Genomic DNA, 7206 nt, shown 5'->3' with positions numbered 1-7206 from the left:
CGGATGGTGAAATTGGTAGACACGCTGGACTTAAAATCCAGTGAACAGCAATGTTCGTGCGGGTTCAAGTCCCGCTCTGAGTACTAAAAGCTTCAATTGGCTATGCTGATTGAAGCTTTTTTTTTGGTTTTTAATGTAGGGATTTGTGTTTGCGTTAGGGATGGAAGCGGCATCCTTTTGTGAGTGTAAAACACTCTGGACCAGAATAACCCACCCGAACAAAAGATACAGCGTACAGCCCGACCTGGTTGCTGAAGGAAATAGAATGTTTTACGAAAAAGTTCCGCAACGAGGGAACGCCATAAGAATGGGTATAATTATTAAGTAAATATGTTTGCTGTTTGTTGACCTAGTAAATTAAGGATATTCTTAAAGATAAATTTGAGTTCTTATTATATCAAAAAAAAAGCATGTTATCAAAAACATGCCTTGTAATACTAAATTGGATTTGGACTATTGGATACTATCTTTTGTTTCTTCCAGATCTTCTGTTTGTCTACCTATTTTAATTTTCGGATTGTCTTTGTTTCCTGTGATTGTTAATGGGATTCCGAAGATTCCAAGAGGTGGTAAACCTAACCTCATTTTGAGATTTAGTCTTCCATCTAAGCTTGTTGTCCCTTCAATTCGTGGTCTGAATCCGGCAAATTTAAACTTGAATCGTTCTATGGTAATGATGTTGTTTTTAATCGAACTTTTAATGTCTACCTGATTTAGTTCAGGGTTTTTGATACTTTTCTTCGCTGTTTTTTTAGCAACGTTATTAAACATTTTCATGCCATACATTTTAACGTTTTTTACAGCGATAACTCCGTTCCCTAATAATGAAGGAAAAACAGCTTCCATATTTGCGTTTAATCGTCCTTTTAAATTATAATCCAACGATATAATTCCTTGCGCTTTTTCGGCAGCACTAGCCATTTCTCTAAATAGTTTTACTTCTTTATAAGCGCGTTTGATATCAAATTCGTTTGCTTTTATATGATAGTCAAATTTTGCGTTTTTTGAGTTAACACTTTTGTAAGTGGCATCCATAGCAACAGTACAGCCGATTAAATCAAAACCGGTATTTTGCATGCTTAGCAAGCCTTTTTTTATTTTTAAGCTTCCTTTTGCGTTTTTAAGATCTAATCCATTAAAGTTGACTTTTTGCGCATTAGCTGTGAAATGTAAGTCTAAATTTGGCGGAACAATAATTACTCCTGTTTCTGTTTTAGCAGCGGTATTTTGAGCATTAGTTGTAGTTGTTTTCGATGTATTTGTAGTGGTTTTTGACATAAATTCATCGACATTGATGTAATGAGAGTCTAAAGTAAATGCACCTCTTAAAACGCCTTTTTTTGATGCTGTGAAATTAAATACATTTTGTAAATAACCATTCATTTTAAAATCAGACTGGCCATAAGATGCCAGGAAAGTATTGAAACGCATCTTGTCATTATTGAATTTAAAAATTCCTTGTTTAACTAAGAATTTTTTTGGCAAGTATTCTGAAGCGAATTCGATATTTCTAATTTCAAGTGTGCCGCTATTTTTAAGATTCGAATAGTTTCCTTTTTCGGCATCGCTTTGTTTTCCTTTTAAGGCCAAATCAGCTTTGATATATCCATTTACATCGAGTCCTTTTTGAGAAAAGACTTTGTAGATTTTACCAATATCCAAAGTTCCTTTGGCATTGATATCATACGCAAGATTGTCAAAATGACTTAGATTAGCTTTTACAAAAACAGGATTTCCTTCGAAAGTAAATTGTGCTGGTTGTAATACTACTTTTAATTCGTCAAAAGTCCCTTTTGGATTCGAAATTGTCGAAACAATACCGATATTGGTTATCGGATTTGGATAGTATTTTGTTTTAAGGAAACCATTTTTTAAGTTAATTACCGCATTTGTTACAGGGAAGCTTCCATTTTTTTTATCAAATTTTCCTTTGGTCGTCCCATTGGCAGTAAGCATTCCTTTTAATTCAATATCTGGAATTCCAATAGCACGATTCAGTTTTTCCAAATCTATTTTGGCTTCTAAAGCTGCATTAATATCCAAAATAGTGGTTCCTGTACTGTATAATTTTGTTTTTAAATAATCCTTATCAATATTAAGCGAAAGGTTTTTTAAATCCACTATAAGTAAATCTGGATTCAGTGAAGGTAAGCGTGTTGAAAAATCTAAATTTAAATTACTTACAGTTGTAGGGCTTTGATTGTAGTTAACACTTCCTTCTCTTATTTTGAAATCCAATTCAAGATTAGGAGCAATGTTTTTGGACGCAATGTAATTTCCTTTTAAAGCTAAATTAAAGTCTGTTTTTCCTGTTAATTTTGTTTTGTCAAGCCAGGTAATGAATTTTGGAGGAAAGGCAGTAAAGAAATCATTTAGGTTGCTATTGGTTGTTTTTAGGATGAAATCCATGTTGTAACCTTCTTTGAGGAAGTCGAATTTTCCTTTAAAGTCAACGATTAGGTTGTTTATTTTTAAATCATTTTGCTCAAAAATAAACGAAAGCGAATTTACATTCACTTTGGTAATTAAGTCGGCATTGACTTTTTTATTCATCAAATAAGGCTCATTGTCATACAAAAGATTGAGCTTTTCAATTTGTGCTTTAGAAGATAAATCGAAAACAGCCTTGCTTAAATCGCCTTTTCCCAAATAATTAAAACCAAAAATATCAAAGTGGAGTTTGGTGGATAAATCGTCATAAACAATTTTACTGTTTGTTATTTCGATTTTCTCCAGTTTTAATGAATTGTCTTCTTCTTTTTTAGTGGTTTTAGTTTTGTCAGCTTTATAAACGTTGTAATTAGCAAATCCTTCTTTGTTGACTTTTACATTAATGTCGGCATTAGAAAGGAAGATTTTGTCGATATTAACCGATTTTCCAAAAATTAGACTTGGTACATCGATACCAAAAGCAATTTCTTTAGCAGAAATTAGATTTTCATTTTGATAGGGAACCGAACCATTGAGTTTAAAATTGTCTAAACTTACGGTCAACAATGGAAAATGATTAAAAAAAGAAACATTGGATTCAGAGTAATCCAGTTTAGCATTTAGTTTTTGATTAGCTACTTTTTTTATTTCAGTATTGATTTTGTCCGCAAAAACATAAGGAGCAATAAACATAAAGACCAATAAACTGGCTAGAGTAATTCCTGTATATTTCAATATTTTGAAAAATATAGTTTTTGTTTGAGACATGGAAATGTGGTTATTTATGAAATGAAATTAGGAACGAATTTTGGCTGAAATTATTATCCGTGAACGGTTTCGTTTTTACCGTAGTTGGTAATGATTGAAGTTTCGAATTCAATCCATTCTTTCCAACGTTTGTCTACATCAACATTGTCAGCATATTTTTTGGCAAAACCTAAAAAAGTAGTGTAATGTCCTGCTTCGCTAATCATTAAATCACGGTAAAATTGAGCTAATTCAGGATCTTTTATGTTTTCTGATAATACTTTGAAACGTTCACAACTTCTGGCTTCAATCATGGCTGAAAAAAGCAAACGCTCACACAAAGCATCATTACGACTTCCGTCTTTTTTCATGAATTTAAATAGCTCGTTTACATAACTGTCTTTGCGTTCACGTCCAAAAGTGAGTCCTCTTTCTTTGATAAGGTCATGTACCATTTTAAAATGTTCTATTTCCTCTTGAGCAATAATCATTAATTCAGTGACCAATTCTTCTTTTTCAGAGTTTTGGGTAATAAGACTTATAGCATTAGAAGCTGCTTTTTGTTCGCACCAAGCGTGGTCGGTTAAAATTTCTTCGATATTAGATTCTACAATGTTGACCCATTTTGGATCTGTGGCTAATTTTAATCCTAACATATCATTATAATTTTATGCAAAATTAATGTTTATTTTAGTGATTTTTGTCTAAACGAGAGGATTAACGATAAATTTAGTATTATTTTGTGACAAAATTTTATGTTGATATGAATCAGATGCAATCGCTTTTAATAATTGGTTTTGTATGGCCTGAGCCTAATTCTTCTGCAGCAGGCGGTAGGATGATGCAATTAATTTCTTTGTTTCAAAAACAGGGATTTGAAATTACTTTTGCCAGTCCGGCTCAGGATAGTGATTTTATGATTGATTTGAAATCCTATAATGTGGAAAAAAAATCGATAACTTTAAATAGTTTTAGTTTTGATGATTTTATAAAGGAGCTGAATCCGTCAGTGGTTTTATTCGATCGATTTATGATAGAGGAGCAATTTGGTTGGCGTGTTGCCGAAAATTGTCCAGATGCTTTACGAATTTTAGATACTGAAGATTTGCATTGCTTGCGATTGGCGAGGCAAAAAGCATTTAAGGAGAAACGAGAATTTCAAATTTCAAATTTATTAGTTGAAGAAGTTGCTAAAAGAGAAATCGCCAGTATTTTACGTTGCGATTTATCGTTGATGATTTCGGAATATGAAATCGAGTTATTGACGACTGTTTTTAAAATTGATAAAAGCTTATTGTATTATTTGCCACTCTTATTAGAGTCGAATGCAATTCCTGATTTAGCAAAATTACCTTCTTTCGAAGAGCGTAAGGATTTTGTTTTTATAGGTAATTTTCTTCATGAACCTAATTGGAATGCAGTTCAGTATTTGAAAGAAACGATTTGGCCACTAATTAAAAAGCAATTACCGGAAGCTATTTTAAATGTTTATGGGGCTTATCCTTCTCAAAAAGTATTGCAATTAAATAATACAAAAGAAGGTTTTTTGATTCAGGGTCGTGCAGAAAATGCAAATGAAGTGGTTGAGAAAGCACGAGTAGTTTTGGCTCCGTTGCGTTTTGGTGCCGGGATAAAAGGGAAGTTACTCGAAGCGATGCAATGCGGAACGCCAAGTGTTACGACTTCTATTGGAGCTGAATCGATGCAAGATAATTTACCTTGGAATGGCCTTGTTGAAGATAATCCGGGACATTTTGCTGATAAAGCAGTGCGATTGTATCAAGATGCAACTATCTGGATTAAAGCTCAGAAAAATGGGCTCGAAATAATAGAGCAACGGTATTTAAGAGAATTGTTCGAAGAGGATTTTGCTGAACAAATTAACTTTTTAGTTTCAAATATAAAGCAACATCGTTTGAATAATTTTATGGGCGAATTGTTGCAGCATCATACTTTAAAAAGTACAAAGTATATGTCGAAATGGATTGAGGAGAAGAATAAAGAGTAATTAAAGTAATATTATCGTTAATACTATTTTTTATGGATTGTTTGCTTTTGTTGATTAGCATAGCCTTTATATTTTTTGGAATTGTAATTATGAAAAATAATAGATTTTATGATTATCCATCTGATGATATGTTATTCGCTACGAAGCTTAAGATTTTTTTAAGTGGACTTCTTTTTTTTGCCGTAGGTTTATATGGTGTAATTAATCAAATAGGTGCTATTAGTTCGTAAAATCGCATGAGGGATGGAAGCGGTATCCTTTTATGTAATGCAATGAAATAAAAGATATAGCAAACAGCCCGACCACGCTGAAACGATAGTGGAAGCGTGGATGCCCAAATAAAAAACCCGTCAAGTTTTATACAAGACGGGTTTTTGGTTTTATACAGAATCAGTAATTATGCAAGCATTGTCACTGGGTTTTCAATGTATTGTTTTAATGTTTGTAAGAACTGTGCTCCAGTTGCTCCATCGATAGTACGGTGGTCACAAGCAAGAGATAACATCATTGTGTTTCCAACAACAATCTGACCGTTTTTAACCACTGGTTTTTCAACGATAGCTCCTACTGAAAGGATTGCGGAGTTAGGTTGGTTGATGATAGAGTTAAATTCAGTGATACCAAACATTCCAAGGTTAGAAACTGTAAAAGTACTTCCTTCCATTTCTGCAGGTCCTAACTTTTTGTTTTTAGCTCTTCCGGCAAGGTCTCTTACGCTAGCGCCAATTTGAGATAAACTCATAGCGTCAGTGAATTTTAATACAGGAACTACTAAACCGTCTTCAACAGCTACAGCTACTCCAATGTTCACATGGTGGTTGATGATGATAACATCTTCTTTCCATTGTGAGTTTATTTTTGGGTGTTTTTTCAATGCTAAAGCACAAGCTTTAATTACCATATCGTTGAAAGATACTTTTGTATCAGGAACGCTATTGATAGTTGCTCTAGATTTCATTGCGTCATCCATAGTCACTTCGATTACTAAGTTGTAATGAGGTGCAGTGAATAAAGATTCAGCCAAACGTTTCGCAATGATTTTACGCATTTGCGAGTTTTTAATTTCTTCAGTAAATACCTCTCCAGCAGGAACAAATACTTTAGGTGCAGCAGCAGCTTCTGTTTTAGCAGGTGCAGCAGCAGCTTGTGGAGCAGCAGCAGGTGAGAAGTTTTCAATATCGCTTTTTACGATACGTCCGTTTTCTCCAGAACCTTTTACTTGATTTAATTGAATTCCTTTGTCGCTAGCAATTTTTTTAGCTAATGGTGAAGCTATGATTCTTCCTCCGTCAGCAGCAGCTTCTTGAGCAACTGGAGCCGAAGTTGTAGCAGGAGCAGCTTTAGTTTCTTCAGCAGCAGGAGCAGCTTGAGAAGCGCCACCTGCAATATAGTTGTCAGCAATTCCGCTGATGTCAGTTCCTGCAGGTCCGATGATCGCTAAAAGACTATCAACAGGAGCTGTATTTCCTTCTTGAATTCCTATGTATAATAATGTTCCTTCGTTGAAAGATTCAAATTCCATTGTTGCTTTATCAGTTTCGATTTCAGCAAGAATATCACCTTCAGCAACAGCATCACCTACTTTTTTCAACCAAGTAGCTACTGTCCCTTCAGTCATTGTATCACTCAAACGAGGCATAGTTACAACGATAACACCAGCTGGTAAAGAAGCGGCTGGTTTAGCAGCAGCAGGAGCAGCAGTTTCTTCTTTTTTAGCTTCAGCAGCAGCGGGAGCGGCAACTGGTGCAGCGCCTCCAGAAAGTAAAGCAGAAATGTCTTCACCTTCGTTTCCGATAATTGCTAATAATGAATCTACTGGAGCTGTTTCTCCTTCTGGAATTCCAATATGTAAAAGTGTTCCTTCGTTGAAAGATTCGAATTCCATCGTTGCTTTGTCAGTTTCAATTTCAGCAAGGATATCTCCTTCGCTAATTTTGTCTCCTACTTTTTTAAGCCAAGATGCTACTGTTCCTTCCGTCATAGTATCACTCAAACGAGGCATTGTTACTTTTATCGCCATA

At 34.4% G+C, this 7206-nt stretch carries 4 protein-coding genes; 1 reads left to right on the top strand and 3 read right to left on the bottom strand.

Annotation, left to right across the window (positions count from 1 at the left end; all coding sequences use genetic code 11):
• Window positions 1-453 precede the first annotated feature (453 nt).
• Together GTZ96_RS16040 and miaE are read right to left on the bottom strand one after the other, a co-directional pair.
• The gene (locus tag GTZ96_RS16040; protein ID WP_207720199.1) at window positions 454-3198 is read right to left on the bottom strand and encodes an AsmA-like C-terminal region-containing protein; all 2745 of its coding nucleotides are present in this window, start codon (window positions 3196-3198) and stop codon (window positions 454-456) included.
• A gap of 53 nt (window positions 3199-3251) precedes the next feature.
• Window positions 3252-3833, bottom strand: a complete 582-nt coding sequence (gene miaE, locus GTZ96_RS16035) for a tRNA-(ms[2]io[6]A)-hydroxylase (RefSeq protein WP_161644921.1) — start codon at window positions 3831-3833, stop codon at window positions 3252-3254.
• A gap of 107 nt (window positions 3834-3940) precedes the next feature.
• Here miaE and GTZ96_RS16030 point away from each other — a divergent pair, with 107 nt between their 5' ends.
• Window positions 3941-5185, top strand: coding sequence for a glycosyltransferase (locus tag GTZ96_RS16030; RefSeq protein WP_161644920.1), 1245 nt, complete (start codon window positions 3941-3943; stop codon window positions 5183-5185).
• Window positions 5186-5582: 397 nt separating this feature from the next.
• Here the strand turns inward: GTZ96_RS16030 and GTZ96_RS16025 are convergent, their stop codons facing one another.
• Window positions 5583-7205, bottom strand: coding sequence for a dihydrolipoamide acetyltransferase family protein (locus GTZ96_RS16025; RefSeq protein WP_161644918.1), 1623 nt, complete (start codon window positions 7203-7205; stop codon window positions 5583-5585).
• Between the last annotated feature and the right edge of the window lies 1 nt (window position 7206).

This window comes from Flavobacterium undicola (assembly GCF_009909155.2).
Classification (GTDB): domain Bacteria; phylum Bacteroidota; class Bacteroidia; order Flavobacteriales; family Flavobacteriaceae; genus Flavobacterium; species Flavobacterium undicola.
This window is presented reverse-complemented; position numbering and strand designations above follow the sequence as displayed.